This window comes from Bifidobacterium sp. WK012_4_13 (genome assembly GCF_041080835.1).
GTDB lineage: Bacteria > Actinomycetota > Actinomycetes > Actinomycetales > Bifidobacteriaceae > Bombiscardovia > Bombiscardovia fermentum.
This window is the reverse complement of record NZ_CP129683.1, coordinates 424685-446290: the sequence shown is the minus strand read 5'-3', so window position 1 is coordinate 446290 and position 21606 is coordinate 424685. Positions and strand designations below refer to the sequence as shown.

General features: G+C 57.8%; 18 protein-coding genes. 16 read left to right on the top strand and 2 right to left on the bottom strand.

Annotated features, from left to right (window positions below):
• Positions 1–103 precede the first annotated feature (103 nt).
• Positions 104–670 carry a M23 family metallopeptidase gene (locus QN062_RS01780; protein ID WP_369341914.1) on the top strand — a complete coding sequence of 189 codons (567 nt, stop codon included), beginning with the start codon at positions 104–106 and terminating at the stop codon, positions 668–670.
• 119 nt (positions 671–789) lie between these two features.
• The gene (locus QN062_RS01775; protein WP_369341913.1) at positions 790–2622 is read left to right on the top strand and encodes a long-chain fatty acid--CoA ligase; all 1833 of its coding nucleotides are present in this window, start codon (positions 790–792) and stop codon (positions 2620–2622) included.
• A gap of 33 nt (positions 2623–2655) precedes the next feature.
• On the opposite strand, the gene QN062_RS01770 is transcribed toward QN062_RS01775, so the two are convergent.
• Both QN062_RS01770 and QN062_RS01765 read right to left on the bottom strand, forming a co-directional pair.
• On the bottom strand, positions 2656–4281 hold the full coding sequence (locus QN062_RS01770) for a hypothetical protein (protein ID WP_369341912.1): 1626 nt from the start codon (positions 4279–4281) through the stop codon (positions 2656–2658).
• Positions 4282–4604: 323 nt separating this feature from the next.
• Positions 4605–5837, bottom strand: a complete 1233-nt coding sequence (locus tag QN062_RS01765) for an NADP-dependent isocitrate dehydrogenase (protein ID WP_369341911.1) — start codon at positions 5835–5837, stop codon at positions 4605–4607.
• 130 nt (positions 5838–5967) lie between these two features.
• On the opposite strand from QN062_RS01765, the gene QN062_RS01760 reads away from it, so the two are divergent.
• The 14 genes from QN062_RS01760 to trpA all read left to right on the top strand — a co-directional run bounded on the left by QN062_RS01760 (position 5968) and on the right by trpA (position 21484).
• Positions 5968–7092, top strand: a complete 1125-nt coding sequence (locus QN062_RS01760) for a GuaB3 family IMP dehydrogenase-related protein (protein WP_369341910.1) — start codon at positions 5968–5970, stop codon at positions 7090–7092.
• A 159-nt stretch (positions 7093–7251) separates the two neighbouring features.
• Positions 7252–7734, top strand: a complete 483-nt coding sequence (locus tag QN062_RS01755) for a hypothetical protein (protein ID WP_369341909.1) — start codon at positions 7252–7254, stop codon at positions 7732–7734.
• A 41-nt stretch (positions 7735–7775) separates the two neighbouring features.
• A complete protein-coding gene (locus QN062_RS01750) occupies positions 7776–9872 on the top strand; it encodes a long-chain fatty acid--CoA ligase (RefSeq protein WP_369341908.1) in 2097 nt (698 codons plus the stop codon).
• A gap of 15 nt (positions 9873–9887) precedes the next feature.
• Complete coding sequence (gene def / locus QN062_RS01745; RefSeq protein ID WP_369341907.1) at positions 9888–10373, top strand: peptide deformylase; 486 nt, start codon at positions 9888–9890, stop codon at positions 10371–10373.
• Between the two features lie 205 nt (positions 10374–10578).
• On the top strand, positions 10579–11445 hold the full coding sequence (gene rpsB / locus QN062_RS01740) for a 30S ribosomal protein S2 (protein WP_369341906.1): 867 nt from the start codon (positions 10579–10581) through the stop codon (positions 11443–11445).
• A gap of 78 nt (positions 11446–11523) precedes the next feature.
• The gene (tsf, locus tag QN062_RS01735; protein WP_369341905.1) at positions 11524–12375 is read left to right on the top strand and encodes a translation elongation factor Ts; all 852 of its coding nucleotides are present in this window, start codon (positions 11524–11526) and stop codon (positions 12373–12375) included.
• 564 nt (positions 12376–12939) lie between these two features.
• Positions 12940–13716 carry a UMP kinase gene (gene pyrH, locus QN062_RS01730; protein ID WP_369341904.1) on the top strand — a complete coding sequence of 259 codons (777 nt, stop codon included), beginning with the start codon at positions 12940–12942 and terminating at the stop codon, positions 13714–13716.
• Positions 13717–13736: 20 nt separating this feature from the next.
• Positions 13737–14291 (top strand): ribosome recycling factor, encoded by a 555-nt coding sequence (frr, locus tag QN062_RS01725; protein WP_369341903.1) that lies wholly within the window; start codon positions 13737–13739, stop codon positions 14289–14291.
• A gap of 58 nt (positions 14292–14349) precedes the next feature.
• Positions 14350–15318, top strand: coding sequence for a phosphatidate cytidylyltransferase (locus QN062_RS01720; protein WP_369341902.1), 969 nt, complete (start codon positions 14350–14352; stop codon positions 15316–15318).
• Positions 15319–15487: 169 nt separating this feature from the next.
• Positions 15488–16258 carry an imidazole glycerol phosphate synthase subunit HisF gene (gene hisF / locus QN062_RS01715; RefSeq protein ID WP_369341901.1) on the top strand — a complete coding sequence of 257 codons (771 nt, stop codon included), beginning with the start codon at positions 15488–15490 and terminating at the stop codon, positions 16256–16258.
• Positions 16259–16358: 100 nt separating this feature from the next.
• Positions 16359–16781: a phosphoribosyl-AMP cyclohydrolase gene (gene hisI, locus QN062_RS01710; RefSeq protein WP_369341900.1), complete on the top strand. Its 423-nt coding sequence runs from the start codon at positions 16359–16361 to the stop codon at positions 16779–16781.
• Between the two features lie 32 nt (positions 16782–16813).
• Complete coding sequence (locus QN062_RS01705) at positions 16814–18376, top strand: chorismate-binding protein (RefSeq protein ID WP_369342503.1); 1563 nt, start codon at positions 16814–16816, stop codon at positions 18374–18376.
• A 73-nt stretch (positions 18377–18449) separates the two neighbouring features.
• Complete coding sequence (gene trpB, locus QN062_RS01700) at positions 18450–20570, top strand: tryptophan synthase subunit beta (protein ID WP_369342502.1); 2121 nt, start codon at positions 18450–18452, stop codon at positions 20568–20570.
• A gap of 8 nt (positions 20571–20578) precedes the next feature.
• Positions 20579–21484 carry a tryptophan synthase subunit alpha gene (trpA, locus tag QN062_RS01695; RefSeq protein WP_369341899.1) on the top strand — a complete coding sequence of 302 codons (906 nt, stop codon included), beginning with the start codon at positions 20579–20581 and terminating at the stop codon, positions 21482–21484.
• The last annotated feature ends 122 nt before the right edge of the window (positions 21485–21606 follow it).

The following is a 21606-nucleotide window of genomic DNA, read 5'->3' as shown; positions in this document are numbered from 1 at the left end:
CATGATGCATCTCCGGCACGAGGATGGGATATTTGTCCTGACTGACAGGGAGGCATCGACGATGCGATACACCGACCGGAACGCAGATGGAAAAGTCCGCAGAATGCTGTTTCAAAGCAGGCGTGAACGCAGCCGACGTGGCAGACGACGCCTGGCCACGGCGCTGCTGACTCTGGCATCGCTATCAGCGACGGCCTTGGTGCATGCACGGTCACCATCCATTGCAATGGCAGTGGAGAGCACCGTGACCGCCGAAGGTGCGGACTGCAGGGCCCTTGCCGTCTGGCCCATGTCAAGACCTGTCATCACGCAGGGATTCGTTGCCCCTGCCACGCAATGGTCGGCGGGACACCGTGGCATCGACCTGCACGCGCAGGCTGGTGACGATATCCTCGCACCTGTGAGCGGAGTGGTGTCCTTCAGAGGCAAGGTCGCGCTGAAATCCGTCGTGTCCATTGCCAGAGGCTCTCTGACATTCACCTTCGAACCGGCGGCGACGGCACTTCCCATCGGTGCCGCCGTGATTCGCGGCGATGCGTTTGCAAGCGTTGGCGGGGAGTCGGATCATTGCGAATCGCAATGCATCCATTGGGGAATCAGACGCGGCGACGAATACATCGACCCTGCCACGCGCACGGTGAGTACCCGAATCGTCCTGAAATCACCATAGTCGCATGGTGCTCACGTCTCGGCGCTGTGAGCTATGTCGCTGAAAAACTGCATGGGAAACGGCGCTTATGGCGTGCACCCAAGGTAGAATCATGTGAGTAGCAAGACACAGGGAGCAGCATGTTCAAAGAATACACTCGTTCGCTGAGCGAACCCATCGATAGCGATGCCAATATTTTCTCCATACTTCAGAAACGAGTCGACCGTGCTCCTGAAGACAGGCTGGTTGAATACAAGGATGCTCACGGCACCTGGCAGGCATTCACCGCAACGGAATTTCGCAACATCGTCGTTGAACTCGCAAAGGGTCTCATCGCACGGGGAATAATGCCGGGCGATTCAGTGTCGATCATCTCCCACACGCGATGGGAATGGACTGCACTCGACATTGCGATCATGTCCATCGGTGCCTTGACCGTGCCCGTCTATGAGACCAACTCTCCAGCTCAGATTCGTACGATTTTCAACGACTCCAAGGTCAAGATGGCATTCGTCGAAAATGACGACATGCGCGACAAGGTTGATTCCGTCCGGGATCAGTGCGCATATCTCAATGATCTCTATGTCATCGACCTCGGTGCCGTGAACACGCTGCAAACCTATGGTCGAGGCGTCAGGGAAGAGGAGTTCCTCGAACGCGAGTCTGCCGTGAAAGGCTCTGATCTGGCGACCATCGTATATACCTCAGGTTCCACAGGGACGCCGAAGGGGATTGAGCTCTCGCATGCCAACTTCGTCTTCATCACCTATTCCGGTGTCACCACCATGCCGGACATCAGCCTGAAACCGGATAGACGTCTTCTGCTCTTCCTGCCGCTGGCGCATGTTTTCGCCCGGTACATGCAATTCTTCTCGTTCGCCGGCAACGTCACGCTTGGCCTTTCAAGCAACATGAAGACCATTCTCAATGATTTCAGCAGTTTCAAGCCGACCTTCGTGCTTGCGGTTCCCCGCATCTTCGAAAAGATCTACAACGCCGCCTCCCAGCGAGCCGGCACGGGGTTCACCGGACGCATGTTCGTCAACGCCGCGAAGCTTGCGCGTCTCAAGTCAGAGGCGCAGCAGCGAGGGGAGAAGCTGCCCTTGGCGTCCGCCGCCAAATATGCGCTCTATCGCAAGCTCATCTATTCGGCGATCATGGATGTGTTTGGCGGAAAGGTCGAATACGCGGTTTCCGGGGGAGCGCCGCTTGACGTCTCCATCGCCCATTTCTTCAATGGCGTCGGTCTGCCGTTGCTTGAAGGCTATGGCATGACCGAAACGTCGGCTCCTGCCAGCGTCAATCCGACCGAGGGATACAAGATAGGGACCATCGGCAAACCGCTTGGCGGCATCAGCATGGGCATCGACGACGATGGAGAGCTGTGCATCAAGGGCGGCAGCGTATGCGTCGGCTATCACAATCATCCTGAGCTCACTCACAGCCAGATAGTGGACGGCTGGCTTCATACCGGAGATCTCGGAGACATCGACGAGCAGGGTTTCGTCACCATCACCGGGCGAAAGAAGGATCTCATCATCACCGCAGGTGGGAAGAACGTATCGCCAAGCGTTCTCGAAGCCTCGGTGATGACATCGCCTGTGGTGAGCCAGTGTCTTGTCATCGGAGACCGGAAGCCATTCATCGCCGCTCTCATCGCCTTGGATCTGGCAGACACCAATGCATGGCTGAAGGCTCAGGGGGCGGAGGAAGTGACGACGCTTGAGGAGGCAAAGCACAATCCGATAGTGGTGACGGAGGTCGAACGCGCCGTCGATAGCGCAAACGACCTTGTGTCCAGAGCGGAATCCATACGCAAGTTCGAGATTGTGAGCGATGAGTTCACTCAGGAAAACGGCATGATCACACCGAGTCTGAAGACGAAGCGACAGGCTATCATCGAACGATATAGCGATGTCATCGACAAGGTCATATATGTCCCTCGTCAGTCCAGCGCGCAGCGAAGCCGCTGATGCATACCGTATCGGCTGCAGGTGACAGGTGAGCTAGAGACCTGCCTGGGCCGATGTGATGTAATCATTGTCAAGCAGCACCGACTTCATGTTGGATGCCGAGACGACCAGGGCATCATGGGACAGGGTCAGGACCTTGGTGCCGTCGATCGTGTCCTGGGCCACGGAATCCTTTGTGGAGACCTTCCCACCCGCATTCAGCAACGCCACCGCATGTGCCAGATCAGTGGCCATGCCCTTGCGGTCTTCGAGAGCCGTCATCCACTGCTGCCCATCGACTATGGAAGGTATGTTGTCGATGTATGCGCCAAAGCCGGTGACGATGGGCCACGCGCTGGAGGCCTTGCCAGTCGTGGAACCCGTGCTGTCGGAATCGTCGTTTGACGATTCCGTGGGCGCCTGCTTGGGGTCTGGCGCCTTGTCCCTCTGAATGTCGTGCTTTCCGGTGATGTTCCCAACGATCCCGGAAATGCTGATCTGGGGATTGATGTCTGAGGATGAACCGGTGTATCCCAGCTTTTCGAGTTCGGCCGTGACACCGGAAGCCACGAAGTCGTTCATTGCAAGGATGCCATTGATGGTCACCGGCACATCCTGTCCGTCCTTGGTCTTGCCGAGTCTGTGTGCAAGGGCCGACTGGGCGGATGAATCCTTCCTCGCGTCGAATATGACCTTATTCCAGCTGCTGTCGCTGCTTGAGGCGGTAAGGGTCTTCGAAGGGCTTTCGACCTTGCCGTCTCGATAGTATTCGCCCAAGACGCTCCAGATGCCGGCGAAGGCCTCCTTTGCGAACGCATCGCCAGCCGAATCTGAGTCAGAATCGTCCGAAGGGTCGCGAGATACGGGAATCATGACTTCTATCCGTTTTGGATTCTCAGAGCTCGTCGAGTTCAATGCCAGTTTACTGACCAGCTGCTTGGCCTGAAGAATGCCGATTTCACGGGCTGTGATCATCTTCACGAACATATCCGGCGTGAATCCCTGTATGGAATTCGAAACCACGATCACATGCATTCCTGCGCTCTTGGCCAGACGCAGCGCCGCCACAAGACGTTCCGCGGCGGTTGCCAGAGCGGTTGCCGACGCATCTTCCTCGGTGTCGTCAGTCGTCCCAGTGTCATCAGTCGACTGCGTAGGTGTGGGCGATGCGCTATCCGATGTGGACTTGGATGACGATGATGACGATGACGATGACGACGAACTCGAGGATGACGAGGTGCCTGACTCCTTCCACGTCAAGGACTGGTCGACCAGGTCGCCATATTGGCGAGTGGCATTGTCGCTCGCGACGACGGGTGCGACGATGATCGTCTCCTGGCTCGGCTTCAGCGTGGATGTCGCGCTCGAAGAAGCCGTTCGCTGCGATGTGACATGGCCGACGACGTAGTCCTGAATCGCCCTGCTCTGGGTGTCAAGCGTGTCGGAAGTCGTTGTCGCTACGGAGTCGCTGTCGAAGCCTTCGGTCTTGATGAGTGCATTCTGGATTTCAGGTGTGAGCCTTGTCCATTTGTTCAATGGCGTGTGCTCGGAAAAGGTCACGCCATCGGATGGCGTGAAGATTGCGACCGAACCCTTGTTCGAGGCGCTTGTCTCAGTCGTCTTCTGCGGCGTGGGGCTGGGCGAGCATGCCACTGTGGATGCCACTGTGGCCACAATCATGCACAGACTCAGTCCAATTGCGATGAAATGTATCAATCGTTTCCTCAAGCAGTTCATGCAATCCCTTCGCAATGTCATCATCCTGAGCAATGAGTCACAGGATTCCAGGTCATCACCATTGTAGGACTCCAGACATACCGGCATCGCTGTCCGCCGAGGATATGAGGCGGCCCATCTCATGATTGAACTGGGATGAGGATGCGATGTGCCGCCATTCGCATTCGTGCACGCGGAACTTGAGAATCGTGGCACCAGGAATCATGACACCTTGAATCATGGGCTGACGGCGCTGTCACAGACCCAGATTCATGGCATGTCGTATCTCAGGCCGCGAGTTTCCTTGACAGGGCGTCATCGAGGGCATCCATGAATCCCTCAGTGTCGAGCCATGGCTGATCCGGCCCGATGAGCGTCGCCAGATCCTTGGTCATCTTGCCTGATTCGACCGTCGCGATGATCACCTGTTCAAGGGTCTCGGCAAAATGCTGCAATTCGAGGTTGCCGTCGAGCTTCGCACGATGCTTCAGGCCGCCGGTCCAGGCATAGATCGAGGCTATCGGATTCGTCGAGGTCTTCTCGCCCTTCTGCCAGCGACGATAGTGCCTGGTCACGGTTCCATGTGCGGCCTCTGCCTCGACGGTCTGCCCATCGGGCGTCATCAGCACCGATGTCATCAGGCCGAGCGAGCCGAAACCTTGGGCAACCGTGTCTGACTGGACATCGCCGTCATAGTTCTTGCAGGCCCAGACGTAACCGCCACTCCACTTCAATGAGCTCGCAACCATGTCGTCGATGAGACGGTGCTCGTACGTCAGTCCCTCCGCCACATAGCGGTCCTTGTATTCGCCTTCGAAGATCTCCTGGAAGATGTCCTTGAAACGGCCGTCATATGCCTTGAGGATCGTGTTCTTCGTGCTCAGATAGACGGGATAGTGACGAAGCAGGCCGTAGTTAAAGCATGCACGTGCGAATCCAGCGATGGATTCGTCGAGATTGTATTGCACCTGGGCGATTCCAGCTCCCGGATAGTCATAGACGAGATGCTCGATCGGCGCAGACCCATCCGCCGGGGTGAAGGTGACGGTGAGCTTGCCCTTGCCTGGCACTGTGAAGTCAGTGGCCTTGTATTGATCGCCGAAGGCGTGTCTGGCCACGATGATTGGCTTCGTCCAACCTGGAACGAGGCGCGGAACGTTGGAGATGACGATCGGCTCGCGGAAGATCGTTCCACCAAGAATGTTGCGGATCGTTCCGTTGGGGGACTTCCACATCTTCTTCAGGCCAAACTCCTTGACGCGGGCCTCGTCCGGGGTGATGGTCGCGCATTTGACGCCGACGTGGGTTTTCTGGATCGCCTTCGCTGCATCGATGGTGACCTGGTCGTCCGTCCTGTCGCGACTCTCGATTCCAAGGTCGTAATAGTCAAGATCGAGATCGAGATATGGCAGAATCAGACGATTCTTGATGTCCTTCCATATGACGCGGGTCATCTCGTCGCCATCGAGTTCGACGACGGTCCCCTCGACCTTTATTCTGGAAGCTTTGGCTGTGGGCATGAATTCCTCCTAAAATCGTCTGTTTGAGCGACGACCTTGAATTCCATTGATACATCATTCATGTTAACCGATTTCATCAATTCCGACGGCATTCGGTCTTAGGTCTGGCATGAGCATTAGCCTATGAACTATGTCTCAGGAAATCGAAATCGGCCTTGGCAAGAAGGCCCGTCTTGCATATTCACTCGATGATGTCGCAATTGTGCCTTCGCGTCGCACGCGCGACCCAGAAGACGTTTCGACGTCATGGCAGATTGATGCCTATGGCTTCGACATTCCGGTGCTCGGGGCGCCGATGGACTCGGTCATGAGTCCGCAGACTGCGATCGCGCTTGGCAGGCTTGGCGGCCTCGGCGTTCTTGACATGGAGGGTCTGTGGACTCGATACGAAGACCCACGACCGCTGCTGCAGGAGATTTCCGAACTGCCCGCAGAAAGGGCGACGGCAAGAATCCAGGAGATCTATGCCGAGCCTATCAAGGCGGAGCTGATAACCGAACGCATTCAGGAAATTCGCAAGGCCGGTGTGACCGTCGCAGGCGCCCTGTCGCCACAGCATACGCAGGAATTCACGGAGACCTTGATCAAGGCGGGTGTCGATCTGTTCGTGATCCGAGGAACTGCGGTTTCCGCCGAACACGTTTCGACCAATCATCAGCCTCTGAACCTTAAGAAATTCATCTATGAGCTCGATGTACCAGTGATCGTCGGCGGTGCGGCGACGTATCAGGCCGCCCTGCATCTGATGAGGACGGGAGCTGCCGGCGTGCTCGTCGGATTCGGCGGTGGGGCGGTATCTCCGACGCGCACGACCATCGGCGTCCACGCTCCCATGGCCACGTCGATAGCGGACGTCGCCGAGGCCCGTAGAGACTATCTCGACGAGTCTGGCGGCCGCTATGTGCAGGTCATAGCCGATGCCGGAATGGGCACTTCGGGCAACTTCGTCAAGGCTCTGGCCATGGGTGCGGATGCCGTGATGCTCGGCGCCCCGCTTGCCCGTGCCACGGAGGCTCCAGGCATGGGCATGCATTGGGGCTCCGAGGCGCATCACGAAACGCTTCCGCGTGGGAACCGAGTCGAGGTCGGCACCGTCGCGCCGATGCAGCGCATTCTGTTCGGTCCAAGCCATCAGGCAGATGGTGCGACCAACTACATTGGCGCATTGCGCAGGGCGATGGCATCGACGGGATATGTGGATGTGAAGAACTTCCAGCGATGCTCGGTGGTCGTCACGCCATACGAGCACATCTGATCTCCTTTCGGCGGGCGATGGCGGCGTCGCGGCGCATGGTGGCTTGTCATCGGCACGGGTGCGGTGGGCATGCCACCATCTTGACGTATTGTAAAAACTTTGGGATGCTCAATCTACGAAACAACGCGCGCAGCGCAGGCATAACGTTGAGGACTAGACATGGAAGCTTCCGCCAGAGAATCATCGCCGGTCATCAGAGGACCATATGAGGGCAAGGTGCGTGTGGCGCAGACCATGCGACCGATCCCCATACGAATAGCACGATGCATTCCATCCACGATAAGCAATGAGGAATGCCACCAGCTGGCTGTCTTGGCGTGTCGCAATGCGTGCCTCGCCATGGATGTCGTTCGACGGCGCCTGGATTCAAGGGTTCTTTCCCACTATCTGAAGCCCGAACTGATTGAGCGGTTGCTCACCTTCTCATATCTTCTTCATCGGTCCGATCCCAGAAAGGGCTTCGTGAAGCACGAGCTGGGGCAGCTTCCCGTGGTGCCACAGCAGATACACGGCCTACTCGTCGGCCCTGACATATATGAGGTTTCGGTCTGCTTCAGCATCGGAGACAGCAAGTACTGGGCGAATGTCGTCCTCCATTTCGAGCGGGGGCGATGGAGGTGTTCGCTTCTTGACATCGGATAGCGAGGAAGACGCGATTCCGGCATAGTCCTATAGTGGTATCCATGTTGCGAGAATTCAATGTTAAAACCAACCGGCCAACGACGGACGACGATACTGTCTATTCACTGCTGAGCAATCGAACCAAGCGCGATCCCGAAGACGTGATCGCCCAATGGCAGGATGAGAACACGAAGGCATGGCACGATGTCACGGCTGCGCAGATGCTTGACCGTGTGCGGCAGGTCTCGAAGGGGCTGCTGGCCTTGGGCGTGACGAAGGGAAGCAAGGTCATCATCTATTCGGCGACCAGCTATGACTGGGGGATCGTCGACTTTGCCTGCGCCGCAATCGGTGCCGTCACCGTGCCGATCTACGAGACCGATTCGAGCAAGCAGGCCGCCGCCATCACGCAGGCCGTCGACCCCATCGTCGCCTTCGCGGGCGACAGCGAGCGCACGCAGATCATGGAACAGGCTCGTCTTGCCGACAACAAGCTGAAGTTCGTATTCAACTTCGAGAACGACGGGCTCAATGCGGTCAGCGACTTTGGCAGGGCCATAGATGACGAGATCCTGGACGGGGCAATATCCGATGTTCGCGCGGACGACCTGCTGACGATCGTGTATACCTCCGGCTCGACGGGCGCGCCGAAAGGGGTCATGCTTTCGAACCGTAACTTCACGCATATCGTCTATGCCGGTTACGAGGCCCTGCCCGACATGCTCGCCGCTCCGACGCGGCTTCTCCTGTTCCTGCCGCTGGCCCACTGCTTCGCACGCTACATTCAATACGTATGCATCGGAGCCCAGGGCGTCGTCGGATATGTTCACAATGCCAAGCATCTGCTGGCAGACCTTCGCAGCTTCAAGCCAACCTATCTTCTCGGTGTGCCGCGCGTCTTCGAAAAGGTCTACAACGCAGCGTCCCAGAAGGCCGGTGCCGGTCTGAAGGGGCGCCTGTTCGCCAATGCGTTCAAGCACTTCATACAGTGGTCCAAGGACGAGCAGGAAACCGGCAGACACGGTCTCATCGCAGGCATCTATCACTCCTTCTACATGCGTACCGTCGGATCCTCGATCCGCTCAGCTCTCGGACCGAATCTGAAATACCTTGCGTGCGGCGGCGCCCCGATGAACGCCGATCTGGCGAACTTCTTCAACGGCTTCGACGGCATAACCTTCATCCAGGGATACGGCATGACCGAAACGGCGGCACCGTGCTGCGTCAATGGAGAGCATGACAACATCGTCGGTTCCGTGGGACGCCCGGGGCCTGGCATTTCGGTTCGCATCGCCGATGACGATGAGCTTCTCGTCAAGGGCCCGAACGTCTTCGTCGGCTACTACGGCAATCCCGATCTGGCAAAGGAGACCGTCGACGCTGACGGTTGGCTTCACACCGGCGATCTGGCGAGGCTCGACGATGAGGGCTTCGTCTTCATCACCGGCAGAAAGAAAGACATCATCATCACCGCCGGTGGGAAGAACATCAGCCCAGCCCCCATGGAAGACACGATAGCCTCATGTCCGATCGTGTCCCAGGCCGTGGTCGTCGGTGACGGCAAGCCCTTCATCGGCGCACTCGTCACCTTGGACCCAGACATGCTGAAGAACTGGCTCGAATCCCAAAAGCTCGATTCGACTCTCACCGTCGCACAGGCAGTCACGAACGAGGCGGTGCGCTCGTACGTCCAGCAATTCGTGGATCAGGCCAACAGCAATGTCTCCAGAGCGGAGTCGGTGAGGAAATTCCTGATTCTCAGCGAAGACTTCACGCAGGAAGATGGAACGCTGACACCGAGCATGAAGGTCATTCGTCCCCAGGTGCTGAAGCAGTACGAGAGCGTGATCGACAGGGTCCTCTATGCGCCAAGGGTTTCGCAGCCTCGTCCGCAGGCAGCATCCGCGAAGCTTATGGAGAAGGCATCGGAATCATTGACCCCTCTGGTCAGCAAGGCCCAGGAAAACGCCATGCCACGCATCAACGAGATGCTCGACAGCATCGACCGGGCACGAAGCAACGTGTCTGATTCCCTTGCTAACGTTTCTGAAAGAATTCGTTCGCAGGCCGAGCAGGATTCTCCTGACGAGTCCACGTCATCTTCCGAGGGGGAGGACGCGGAGCGTCCTGATGGAGACCAGAAAGACTCGGGCATCTAAGTTTCAGGAGTGGTTTTGGCAATTCGTGACATTCGAGTGGTTCCCGATCCGATTCTTCGCACCGTCTGCGATCCAGTGAAGACGATAACTCCGGCGATCGAGCGACTCGTTCAGGATCTGCTCGAGACGGTGAACGATCCCGGCAGGGCCGGTCTATCGGCGAACCAGATCGGTGTGCCGCTGAGGGTGTTTTCCTTCAACATCGAGGATGAGCTTGGATATGTCATCAACCCAGTTCTGGAAGAGACCACGGGAGAGCAGTTCGGAGCCGAAGGATGCCTCTCCCTTCCTGGACTGTGGTACGACACCCGCAGAGCCGACTACGCGCGGGTGCGCGGCATCGACCTGTCAGGCAGGGAGATCGTCGTCGAAGGTGACGGGATCAAGGGCCGAATGCTCCAGCACGAATGCGACCATCTTGACGGTCACGTGTACATAGACCGGCTCGAGAAGGATGTTCGTCGCAAGGCACTGCGCGAACTTCGCTCGCCAGCTCGGTGATTGCAGCTTCTGACGAGGATCCATGGTATCCTTGTCAGCTGTGTGTCGATGATTCGGTAGGCAGTCGCAGGCTCTTCCGATTCGAACTTTCCTAGAGATGGCACACGACATCGCGTCATGTCGGCGACGACCTGTGTCGGTCGGCCCTTTGGGCTGCACTCAGGTTCGCATGACCAGGCAATAACCGACAATGAAAGGTATTATCATGGCACAGATAACCATGAGCGAAATGCTCAAGGCTGGCATCCACTTCGGACATCAGACACGTCGCTGGGATCCGAAGATGAAGCAATACATCCTTACTGAACGCAATGGCATTCATATTATCAATCTTTTCAAGTCGCTCGACATGATCGACAAGGCCTACGACTTCATCAAGCAGACCGTGGCCCACAACGGCACCATCCTCTTCGTCGGCACCAAGAAGCAGGCGCAGGATGCAGTCAAGACCCAGGCGACCCGCGTGAACATGCCATATGTTTCCGAGCGCTGGCTGGGCGGCATGCTCACCAACTTCCAAACCGTCACCAAGCGCGTCTCCCGTCTCAAGGAACTCGAGGAGATGGACTTCAGCGATGTCCACGCGTCAGGTCTGACCAAGAAGGAACTGCTGCTTCTCGAACGCGAGAAGGACAAGCTGGAGAAGCAGCTCGGCGGCATCCGTAACATGAACCGCACCCCTTCGGCCCTGTTCATCATCGACATCAACAAGGAAGCGCTTGCCGTTCAGGAAGCCCACAAGCTGCACATTCCCGTCGTGGCGCTCGTTGACACGAACACGGATCCTGAGACCGTCACCTATCCGATTCCTGCAAACGACGATGCGATCCGCGGCATCGAGCTGCTCACCTCCCTGATGGCGGATGCCGTCGCCGAGGGTCTGCTCGAGCGTTCAGGCAAGGCTGCCAAGGCCGAGGAATCAGCCGAACAACCAATGGCAGAGTGGGAGAAGGACCTTCTCCAGAAGCCAGAAGCCGAAAAGAACGAAGAAGGCACTGAGACTGCCGAGAACGCCGACAAGGCCGACGCGGCACCTGCCGAGGCACCGGCTGCGGAAGCAAAAGCTGAGTAATTCAGGGTCACTGAACTTGGATCCGGTCGCGGGGCGATGCGTGCCGCGACCGGCACGTTAACACAGAGGAGAGTTTATATGGCAAAGATCACTGCCGCACTCATCAAGGAACTGCGTGACGCAACTGGCGCCGGAATGATGGACGTCAAGAAGGCGCTCACCGAAGCCGAAGGCGATGTTGCACGTGCAAAGGAAATCATTCGCGCCAAGGGCATCCAGGCTGCAGGCAAGCGAGAAGGGCGCAAGGCTCAGGAAGGCCTGATCGCCTCCACGATCTCAAGCAATGCCGATGGTCAGGTCGCATATGCCGTCGAATTGAATTCAGAGACCGATTTCGTCGCCAAGACCCCGCAGTTCGTGGAGTTCGGTGACGAGGTTGTTGCCGACGTTGCCAAGGCAGACGCGCAATCGGCCGACGACGTGCTCAAGGCCGCCTCGAAGTCGGGTACCGTCAGCGAGACGATCGAAGAGGCTGGCGCCCTGTTCCACGAGCATGTCAAGCTTGGTCAGTTTGCTCGCGTTGCCGGACCTCATGTCGAGATCTATGCCCATCACAAGTCAGTCGAACTGCCTCCTTCCATCGTTGCCGTGATTGCAACGGATGAGGCGGGCGCTTCGATCGCACACGAAGTCGCATTGCAGATTTCCGCAATGAGCCCGAAGTGGCTGCGTCGCGAAGACGTTCCTGCTGACGTCGTCGAGGCGGAGACTCGCGTCGCGACCGAGAAGTCTCAGGCTGAGGGCAAGCCCGAGAAGATCATTCCTCGCATCGTCGAGGGGCGCCTTAACTCCTTCTACAAGGAGACGGTGCTGTTGGAGCAGGAATATGTCAAGGACACTTCCAAGACAATCGGCGACCTGTTCAAGGCTGCGGGTGCGCAGGCCGTGGACTTCGCCCGTCTTGAAGTGGGCAAGGGCGAAGAGGAGTGATTCCCCTGAGCTCGACGCTCTGCAAGCCGATGTCTTCAAGGCCAAGGCCCTGAGGATTGAGGCTGTGAGGGCAAGAGCTGTGAAGTACATAGCTGTAAAGTACAGAGCTATGAAGGTCGATGCCCGGCGTGGTTCGAGAGAATCACATTTCCTGCCATAAATCGTGTGCAGGAACGCCACATCGGCCATCGATGACCAGACGAATGCGAAGGATCGTGCAATGCGCCGCACATGCGGCTCGGCACACCTTCGCATTCGTGTATCCGCTGAAGATGCCTCGAGGCGTCTTCAGCCTTCCAATCATTCCATCTCAGCGAGGATTCAGCGCCTTCATGCTTCGCCCTGCAAGGCATCGAGTATCGAACCAAGGCATTGAGTCAAGGTATCGAGTCAATGTATTGAGTCAAGGTATCAAATCAAGGCGCGACCGCGGCTTCGGCACGACAGCCAGCTGCGTTGCGCGTGCGTGGAATTCTCCGAACGGTAGATTCTGCCGGATTGTCGGTATTCGCAGATACGCTGTTAAACGGTTAAAACGGCTTGCGAGGCAATGAAAGGCTTCAAATGACCTACGACGACGTGTCTGATGACGATCATGATAAGAGCAATGCACCGGTAAGGTCGAGAAGGGTGCTTCTCAAGCTTTCCGGAGAGGCGTTTGGTGGGGGAGCCGTTGGCGTCGACACGGCGGTCGTGAGCCGCATAGCATCTGAGATAGTTGCGGCTGTGAAAACCGGCGTTCAGGTTGCAATAGTCGTCGGCGGGGGCAACTTCTTCCGTGGCGCCCAGCTCAGCCAGGCCGGGATCGAACGCTCACGCGGAGATTACATGGGAATGCTGGGCACCGTCATGAACTGCCTCGCGCTCCAGGACTTCCTGGAGCAGGCCGGTCAGGCCACGAGGGTTCAGACTGCAATAACGATGGGGCAGGTTGCGGAGCCATACATTCCGCAGAAGGCGATACGCCACTTGGAAAAGGGCAGAGTGGTGATTTTCGGAGCCGGAGCGGGAATGCCTTATTTCTCGACCGATACGGTTTCCATTCAACGTGCGCTCGAGATACACTGCGCCGAGGTGCTGATGGGCAAGAACGGCGTCGAAGGCGTCTACACAGCCGATCCCCATAAGGACGCATCGGCCAGGATGTTCACCAAACTCAGCTATAAGAGAGCGCTTGTCGATAACCTTGCGGTGATGGATGCCGCAGCGCTTTCCATGGCTCGTGACAACAGCATGAAGATTCGTGTCTTTGGACTTGAGAAGGCGGACAATGTCACGAAGGCATTGCAGGGTGAATCGCTCGGCACGATGGTATGCGATCAGGAATCAGTAACCGAATAACCACTAGACAAGGAATACGCATGGCAAATATCGTAGATCAGGCAGCGGCTCAGATGGACAAGTCCGTCGAATCGACCAAGGAGAACTTTGTCGGTATCCGCACGGGTCGTGCAAATCCAGCATTGCTCAATGGCATCACCGTCGACTATTATGGCTCACCCACACCATTGAAGGCTCTCGCCTCCATAGGAGTTCCGGAGCCGCGCACGCTTGCGGTCACTCCCTTCGACGCGTCCCAGGCGGCAGCCGTGGAAAAGGCCATCAGGGACTCGGATCTTGGTGTGAACCCGAACCGTGACGGCAACGTGATCAGGGTGACGCTTCCGGAATTGACGGAGGAACGTCGCAAGGACTATGTCAAGCTCGCCAAGAGCAAGGCCGAAGATGGCAAGATCGCAGTTCGCAACATTCGCCGCAAGACCAAGGAAGGCATCGAAGCTTCCGTGAAGTCCGGAGACCTTGGCGAGGACGAGGGAAAGCGTCTGCAGAAGGATCTCGACGCAGTCACGAAGAAGATTTCGGATTCCATCGATGAGCTGCTAGAAGGCAAGCAAAGGGAAATTCTGGAAGTCTGAAGGACTTACGCGCGCAACAGCAAATATCCATTGTTCGATCATCTCGAAGTGACACACCATGCAGAACGAAACTGAAGATGCCTTGAAGGCAATCAACAAGCGCACTGGCCGGAACATGCCCCAGGCAGTCGCGACGGGCGCGCTTCTGGTGGTCATCATCCTTGCGTGCCTGTTCATCAGGATCGATGTCTTCGTGTTCCTCATCGCGGTCTTCATGATTCTTGGACTGTGGGAGCTGCGCGTCGACTTTGCGACGGCGGGTCTGCACATTCCCTTCATCACACTGTCCGCATGCTCGCTCTTATCGATTCTCTCGACCTTCTATGCGCCTCATCCCTTGATCGCGATGGGGCTGAGCATCATGCTCACGATGATTCTTGTCCTTATCGCGGCCACGGTGAGGCTGAGCATCGGCACGCGCGTGCCGATGGCGGTCGCGACCAAACTTTCACGGTCGGAGTCTTCCGCACGTCTGGAATCCTCATATAACCATGACAATGCGATTACGTCGAAGGGCGCCTTCTCGAACGTGGGGGTGTCGCTGCTCACCGTCGCATACATCCCCCTGCTTGCATGCTTTCTGATTCTGCCACTTCACGATGCACGCTTCAGCCTCATCAACGCATGTGTGCTCGTGTTCCTTCCCGCCTTGAGCGATATCGGCGGTCTGTTCTTCGGCGCGATGTTCGGCAGGCATAAGCTTTCCCCCAGGATTTCCCCGAAAAAATCATACGAGGGGCTGCTGGGATCGATGCTCTTCGCGATGGCGGGCGCATTCGTCGCATTTTCGATTGCCTTCGATGCGGATCTGTGGAGAACCCGATGGTGGGTTCCCATCATGCTGGGGATTCTCGTGGGCGTCGTCGGAACCTTCGGGGATCTGTGCGCATCCATGATCAAGAGGGACCTTGGCATAAAGGACATGGGACACCTTCTCAAGGGGCACGGCGGGGTTCTCGACCGAGTCGACTCCATTCTCATGTGCGCACCGTTCATCGCGACTGTGCTGATTCTTACCTTGCAATGAGATTGCATCCGCGATGCGACGCCTCGGTTCACAGAGAACGTTATATAAGCGTCGTATGTTATGAGTAGGCTGAGAAAAAATTGAAGCGGGCCGGGAAAGCAGCTTGGCCGTCGCGCCCTTCATTCGGGCGCCACGATCCTGGTACGGTCCATCACACGAGGAGCACGAAATGTCGCTTGCCATTAGGGTCATCCCTTGCCTGGATGTCGATGCGGGAAGGGTCGTCAAGGGCGTTCACTTCGAAAACCTTCGCGATGCCGGCGATCCAGTGGAGCTGGCGGCCGAATACTATCGTCAGGGAGCCGATGAGCTCACCTTTCTTGACGTGACAGCCTCGTCCTCGCATCGCAACACGATGATCGACGTCGTGACCCGCACCGCGGAGCAGCTTTTCATACCGTTGACGGTCGGTGGGGGAGTCCGCAGCGTCGAGGATGTCGATTCCCTCCTTCGCTGCGGTGCAGATAAAATAGGCGTCAACACGGCTGCGATCAACAATCCACAGCTCATCTCAGACATTTCCAGCCGATTTGGGAGCCAGGTCATCGTTCTCTCGATAGACGCGAGGCGCGAGCAGGGTGAGCGGCACACTCAGTCAGGTTTTGAAGTCACCACGATGGGTGGACGCAAGCGTACCGGAATAGATGCACTCTGGTGGGTCAGACGGGCCGAGGAGCTTGGTGCCGGTGAGATTCTTCTGAATTCCATGGACGCCGATGGCACCAAGAACGGCTTCGACCTTGAAATGATATCCGCGGTGCGAAAAGAGGTGAGGATTCCTCTCATAGCAAGTGGCGGTGCGGGAAAGGTGGAGGATTTCCCCCCGGCCGTCGCCGCCGGGGCCGATGCCGTACTCGCCGCGTCCGTGTTCCATTATGGAATCATCACCATCGCGGAGGTCAAGACCGCACTGCGCAGCGCCGGATATCAGGTGAGATAGACCTGCAGGTGAGACGCTTCGCTCGGATGCGTGGACAAGGCAATAGACTGAGATGAACCAGGCAGGTCAGGCCGTGAATAGATTGAAGGAAACAACACAAGTGTCAGCTTCTACAGATGCAGCATCATTGCAATACGACAATTCCGAATCATTGGATCCGCGAATCCAGCATCGTCTCAAGCACGATTCCAAGGGCCTTGTGGCAGCTGTCATCCAGCAATATGACAGCAAGGAGGTCCTGATGGTGGGATACATGGACGATGAGGCAGTTCGTCGCACTCTGACGACGGGTCGGGTCACCTTCTGGTCGCGTTCAAGGCAGGAGTACTGGCGAAAGGGCGATACGTCCGGCCATGTGCAATATGTCAAGGCCTTCAATCTCGATTGCGATGGGGATGCGATCCTTGTCGAGGTCGACCAGGTCGGAGCTGCGTGTCACAAGGGAACACGCACATGCTTCCTGTCGGGAGGCCCGATTCCAGCAGTCGTTGGAGAGCGTAGCAAAGATGAGAAGAGCGTCTGATGAGTGAGTCCGAACAGCTTCGTGCGGCAGACATGCACGATTCGCAGTGCAGCGTCAAGGATCTGCAATGGGGTTCGACCTGGCCGGATCGCGAGGAATTCCACAGACTCGCCGATGCAGGATACCGAATAATACCTATCGTAAGACGATTGCTTGGAGACAGCCTTACGCCGGTCGGCTTCTATGAGCGCCTTGCCCGTGGCCGCAGCGGAAGCTTCATACTCGAGACTGCGGAGAACGGTGATTCGTGGAGCCGCTATTCCTTCATAGGGGTGCATTCCATCGCGCAGTTGCGTTCGCATGATGGCAAGGCAGACTGGCTGGGAAAGGTCCCCGTCGGAGTGCCTGAGCACGGTGATGTCATTGACGTTGCCAGAGAGACGCTTCGCGTTCTCAAGGCTCCCGAGGTCGAAGGCCTTCCGAACCTTACCAGTGGACTGGTAGGAACGATTGGCTGGGACGCCATAAGGCATTGGGAGTCCAAGCTGCCTCACGGGGCTGTGAATGAGACCGGTCAGCCTGAACTCGTGCTTGCCCTGGCGACGGACATAGCCGTCGTAGACCATCTCAGCGGTTCGGTGTGGATGATTGCAAATGCAGTGAACATCGATGACCGTCCGACCCGCTCGGATGCCGCATATGACGAGGCGGTGTCCCGTCTCAACACGATGCAGGCGGATGCTGCGGATCCGGATAGGTCCTCTGCCTTCATCGGCAGGATCGACGAGAGCAGGCCACGGCCCGAACTGCGGTTCCGCACGGAAAAGCATGAGTATGAGCGTATGGTGGCGAAGGCTCAGCGCCATATCGTCGACGGCGATGCATTCCAGGTCGTCATTTCGCAGCGCCTGGATCTGGAGGCGCCTTCAAGGCCCTTCGACATATATCGGGTGTTGCGAACCTTGAATCCCAGCCCGTACATGTATTTCTTCGCGCTCACCGATGCGCAGGGAAAAGACTTCAACGTCATCGGCTCAAGCCCTGAGACGCTTATCAAGGTCGACCGCGGTCAGGCTCTGACATTCCCGATCGCAGGATCGCGTCCCCGCGGAGCGACACCCGAGGAGGATCGGCGCCTTGCCGAGGAGCTCATCGCAGATCCCAAGGAGCGCAGCGAGCACATCATGCTTGTCGATCTGGCACGCAACGACCTGTCACGCGTGTGCGATCCCTCGACCGTGAGCGTCATATCGCTGATGGACATCAAGCGCTTCAGCCATATCATGCATATCGCATCCACGGTCACCGGCAGGCTCGCACCTGGCGCCTCGACATTCGATGTCTTCACGTCGGCGTTCCCCGCAGGGACGCTCAGCGGTGCGCCGAAGACGAGTGCCATCGGCATCATCGACGACATCGAGGGCATCGACCGTGGCATCTATGGCGGCACGGCAGGCTACTTCGATTTTTCGGGCAACATGGACATGGCGATCGCCATCCGCACTGCCTTCATACGCGATCATCAGGCCAGCGTCCAGGCCGGAGCGGGCATCGTGCTCGATTCCGTGCCCGCGAACGAGTGGCAGGAGACGCGCAACAAGGCCGAGGCTTCGGTCGAGGCCATTCAGATCGCAGCGCAGCTGACCCAGATCTGATCAATGATTTGAGACAAAGTGTCTCATATGCTAGACACGCAATATAGAGCAAGTGGAACCAGCGAGGTGAATGATGTCAGTCCTTGATGAATTGGTCGCGGGAGCGCTGCAGGATCAGCGCGAGCGCGAAGCCAGGATTTCCTTGACCCAGCTTCAGGAGCAGGTCAGGAACATGACGAACACGCCCTTGGATGCCACTCGATGGCTGAGGCAGCCTGATTCGATTCCCATCATCGCCGAGATAAAACGTGCCTCGCCGTCCAAGGGCCATCTCGCCGACATTCCTGATCCGGCACTGCTTGCAGGCCAGTATCAGCGCGGTGGAGCGAGCGCCATATCGGTGCTTACCGAACGCAGGCGCTTTCTGGGCAGCTTTGCCGATCTTGACGCCGTGAGGCGGGCCGTGAAGATTCCTGTGCTGAACAAGGACTTCATAGTGACCGAATATCAGATCTGGGAGGCTCGCGCCCATGGAGCCGACATCGTGCTGCTTATCGTGGCTGCGCTTGACGATGCGAGACTCCGCTCACTGCTTGAGCTTGCCCGCTCGCTCGGGCTCAGCGCGCTTGTCGAAACGCACACGAGCGAGGAGATCGACAGGGCAGTGGCCGCCGGTGCGAGCATCATCGGCATCAATGCGCGCAATCTCAAGGATCTGTCGGTCGACGTCAACAAATACAAGGCCTTGGCCCGCGATCTTCCGAAGGATGTCATCCGTGTCGCGGAATCCGGTGTGTTCGGCCTGAAGGAATTGGAAATGTATGCCCGTGCCGGTGCGGATGCCGTGCTGGTGGGCGAAGGCGTGGCGACTGCGAAGGACCATGAGCTCGCGGTCAGACGTCTCGTAGAAGGAGGAAAAGTCGTGAAGGAATCGGAAAGCAGGCCGCTGAGCACGCATAATGGTCCATATTTTGGCCAGTATGGCGGACGATACGTTCCGGAGGCACTGATACATGCGCTCGATGAACTCGAGAAGGTGTACGGAGAGGCCCAGGCAGATCCCGAATTCCATAAGGAGTTCGCACGCCTGTGCAAGCAGTACGTAGGCCGCCCCTCATCGCTTACGGAGGCGCCGAGATTCGCCAGGCTCGTCAGCGACAAGGTCGGGGCTCCGCTTCGCATCTTCCTCAAGCGCGAGGATCTGAACCATACTGGCGCCCATAAGATCAACAACGCGCTCGGCCAGGGACTCCTCGTCAAGCGCATGGGCAAGCATCGCGTGATCGCCGAAACGGGTGCAGGCCAGCATGGCGTTGCGACGGCCACGGTCTGTGCATTGCTTGGCTTGAAATGCCGCATCTACATGGGACAGATCGACGCACGTCGGCAGGCGCTCAATGTCGCCCGCATGCGCATGCTCGGCGCTGAGGTCGTCGAGGTGACGCAGGGGACCAGAATCCTCAAGGACGCCATCAACGAGGCCTTGCGCGACTGGGTCACGAACGTGGAGGACACCCACTATCTTCTCGGCACCGTCGCAGGTCCGCATCCATTTCCGACCATGGTCCGTGACTTTCAGAAGATCATCGGTGAAGAGGCGAAGGAACAGCTCCAGAACGACTATGGCATCGAACATCCCGATGCGGTGGTCGCATGCGTCGGAGGCGGCTCGAACGCCATCGGCATCATGAATGCCTTCCTTGATGACGAGCGAGTACGCCTCTATGCGTACGAGGCTGGTGGCAACGGGCCGCAATCAGGCGACCATGCGATCCGTCTGACCGATGGGACTGGTGAGCTTGGCGTCTTCCAGGGTGCGAAGTCCTACCTGCTCGAGAATGCCGAGGGCCAGACCCTCGATACATACTCCATCTCTGCGGGACTCGACTATGCTTCCGTGGGTCCTGAGCATGCATGGCTCAAGGATATCGGCCGCGTCCATTACGACTACGCGACTGACGAGGAGGCGATGAGCGCCTTCCTGGATCTGTCTCGCAGCGAGGGAATCATACCCGCGCTCGAATCGTCGCATGCCGTCGCCGGTGCATACAAGGCTGCCCAGGACCTCAAGGACAAGGGCGTCACCAACCCAGTCCTGGTCATCAACATCTCGGGCAGAGGGGACAAGGATGTGGCGACGGCCGGAAAGTGGTTCGGATTCCTCACCGATGAACAGTCCCGCGCCCTGGATGCGAACGGGGCTCATGGCAATAACGTTGACGATGCCGCCAGCAATGGGAAAGACGGAGAATAGTGATCGATATGAGCGACATAAGCAAAGAATCAGGATCCTCGTCCGAGATCGCAGACGAGTCAGGGCAGACGCAGCCACTGGGCTTCGCGCAGGGGTCGAGCAAGACGGCGTCCGCACTGAACAGGCTTGCCGAAGGGAACGCCCCTGCCTTCATCGGCTATCTGCCATATGGATTCCCCGATGGGGAATACTCGCTGAAGGCATTCGACACCCTGGTCAGAAACGGCGTCGACATCGTCGAGATCGGCCTGCCCTATTCGGACCCTGTGATGGATGGCCCTGTCATTCAGGCGGCATCGCACATAGCTCTGGACAACGGCGAGCGCATTGCCGGAGTCTTCGATGCGGTCGAGACCGTGGCAAAGGCGGGTGGTGTCCCGTTGATCATGAGCTATTGGAACCTTATCTTCCATTATGGTGTCGAGCGATTTGCGCGCGACTTCTCGAATGCCGGTGGCGCGGGACTGATAACGCCAGACTTGATTCCCGACGAGGCCGGGGAATGGATAGAGGCATCGGATCGCTATGGCCTCGATCGAGTCTTCCTCGTGTCTCCCGACTCGACCGAAGCAAGGCTTTCCCTCGTTGCGCGCAACGCGCGGGGCTTCGTCTATGCGGCTTCGCGCATGGGCGTCACCGGCGAGCGCACGACGATATCGTCTTCGCCCGAGCTTCTTGTCGAGCGTACCCGTCAGGCAGGCGCCGAGAAGGTCTGCGTCGGCATCGGGGTCTCGACGCCGGAACAGGGTGCCAAGGTCGGCAGTTACGCTGACGGTGTGATTGTCGGTTCCGCCCTCGTCCATCAATTGCTTGATGAATCAGGGAGCAGGGTCAAGGACCAGAGGCAGGGCCTTGAAGACCTGGCGCGCACGACACGCGAACTTGCAGATGCCATTCACCAGGCGCGGGGCTAGAACCATCGCCATGTGCATGCGATCTGCGAGGATGCTCTAGTATTGCATATGGCTCTATGAAGCGTCGAGGTTGCATGAGGATGCCGGCAGGCGGAGTTGCTTCGCCTGCCCCATGCGCCTGT